Consider the following 2,135-nt stretch of genomic DNA (forward strand, 5'->3'; position numbering starts at 1 on the left):
GGAGGTCAGTCCCGCCCCGGCGCCCGCCGCACCGTTCGCTCGTCCACCGGCCGCACCGAGAGCGGCGCGGCCGCCGCGTCCGCCACCCCGGTGCCGCGGCGTTCCGCCAGGTCTCCGTCCCGCTGGGCGACGGCGAACTCCACCAGGTCGTGGGCCGGCCGCGCGGGCACGCCCCGCTCCGCCAACTCGTGCTCGCCGCCGGCCCCGTCGCCGGGGCGGCCCGACCGGACGCTCTCGGCACCGCCACGCCCGCCGGAGCCGGGGCCCGCCGCCGACGACGCCGTGGCCTCGCCGGGGGAACCCCGCCAGGAGCGCAGCAGCTCGGGCAGCCGGCGGGTCAGCCAGCGGTGGGCCGGACGTTCCACGAGCGTCGTCAGGAACCAGCCCAGCAGGATGGCCTGGGCCACCACCGCGGCCAGCCGCACCCAGGAGCTGGTGACGCCGCTGGACAGCAGCACGCTGGACAGCAGGTAGCCGACCTCCTGGTTGAGCAGGTAGATACCGAAGGAGATCCCCCCGATCCAGCGGATGGGCCGGGCGAAGGCCATCAGGACCGGGTTGTCCCAGTCCGGCCCGCCGGCAGCCAGGGCGATCAGCACGAGCAGCACCCCGAAGGCGACGGTGGACGCCAGGTCGGCCGAGTGGGCCTCGTGGGCGACGAGCAGCACGCCCAGCAGCGCCGTCAGGTGCCACCCGCCCAGCCGGCGACGGCTCCAGAACCAGATCGCGGCGCCGGCCGCGAACAGGTGCGCGCGGTGCAGGCCGAGCCCGTCGAAGAGCAACCGGAACCACTGCGGGCTCTCCGGCGTGTAGAGCAGGCGCAAGCCGAGCGGCACGAGCACGACGGCCCAGACGAGGGCTGGCGCGTGCCAGGTGTTCCACCGTCCCCGGGGCCACAGGAGCGCGGCCGCCGTGAAGGCCAGCAGCTGCACGGGCAGGGTCCAGTAGGCGCCGTCGACGTAGTGCACCGACGGCAGCCACGACTGGAGGAACAGCAGGTTGCCGGCGACGTCCCAGGGGGTGGGGACGTACCAGTCGGCCGGTGCGAGCACGGCGAAGGCCGCCCAGGTGAACAGCACCGCGACCACGTAGGCCGGTAGCAGCCGGGCCACCCTGTTCCACCACCACCGCAGGGTGTTGCCCCTGCGCACCGTCTCGCAGACGAAGAACGCCGAGATCGTCAGCAGCGTGGCCGCGCCGATCTGCAGCGAGAACCGGAAGGGCGGATCGCCCAACTCCGGGTGGTTGATGGTGACCTGGTGGGTCGCGTGTTGGAACACCACCGCCAGCACGGCGATGACCCGCAGCACATCCCAACTGATGCGGCGCGGCGACCTGGTCGTCTTCACTCCGGTGTACTGCACGGGCCCCCTGGGGTCGGGGCGGCCGGCGGGCACGGGTGGCACCCCGGCTGCCGTGGAACGGAACGGATGCGGCGACGGGCTGTGACGGTCACCGCTCACACCGGGTTAACGGTACGGACGGAGGATGATCCTTTCCAGGAAGACCGCCGGGGCGTGTGCGGTGTCTCTCGGTGCACCGGCCACGCCTTGTGACCGATCCCGCGACGTGGCCGCGCCGCCAGCCGGGAATACGGGGTGGTTAGGCTGGCTTCGTGGAGCGCTCAGAGGACTACACGGGTCACGTCGAACCGGGGGGCGCCGAGTCCGTGCGCACCCTCGCCGCCCTGGTCATCACCAAGGTGTCCGTGGGCCCGATGGACAACAACGCCTACCTGCTGCGGTGCCGGGAGAGCGGTGACGCCGTCCTGATCGACGCGGCTGACGACCCGGAGCGGCTCTCCGACCTCATCGGCCACGACGACGACCGGGCACGGCTGCGCACCATCGTCACCACCCACCGGCACCGGGACCACTGGCGGGCGCTGGGAGCGGTGGCCGGGGCCTACGGCGTCGACACCGCCGTGCACCCGGAGGACGCCGCTGACCTGCCCGTGCCGCCCGACATCCTGCTGGAACACGGGGACACCCTGCCCGTCGGACGCTGTGAGCTGGAGGTCATCCACCTCCGCGGCCACACGCCCGGGTCGATCGCCCTGCTCTACCGCGACCCCGAGGGGCACCCGCACCTGTTCACCGGCGACTCCCTCTTCCCCGGCGGGGTCGGCAAGACGC

Annotated in this window: 2 protein-coding genes; one reads left to right on the forward strand and one right to left on the reverse strand. The window is 73.3% G+C overall.

All coding sequences use genetic code 11. The features are described 5' to 3' along the window. Positions 1-5: 5 nt before the first annotated feature. A complete protein-coding gene (locus tag ACTIDRAF_RS31360) occupies positions 6-1,397 on the reverse strand; it encodes an acyltransferase family protein (RefSeq protein WP_245533639.1) in 1,392 nt (463 codons plus the stop codon). A gap of 218 nt (positions 1,398-1,615) precedes the next feature. On the opposite strand from ACTIDRAF_RS31360, the gene ACTIDRAF_RS0225335 reads away from it, so the two are divergent. Then, positions 1,616-2,135 (forward strand): MBL fold metallo-hydrolase (locus ACTIDRAF_RS0225335; RefSeq protein WP_016701449.1); only part of this gene is annotated, 520 nt, incomplete at its 3' end.

This window comes from Actinoalloteichus spitiensis RMV-1378, from assembly GCF_000239155.1.
Taxonomy (GTDB): Bacteria; Actinomycetota; Actinomycetes; order Mycobacteriales; family Pseudonocardiaceae; genus Actinoalloteichus_B; species Actinoalloteichus_B spitiensis.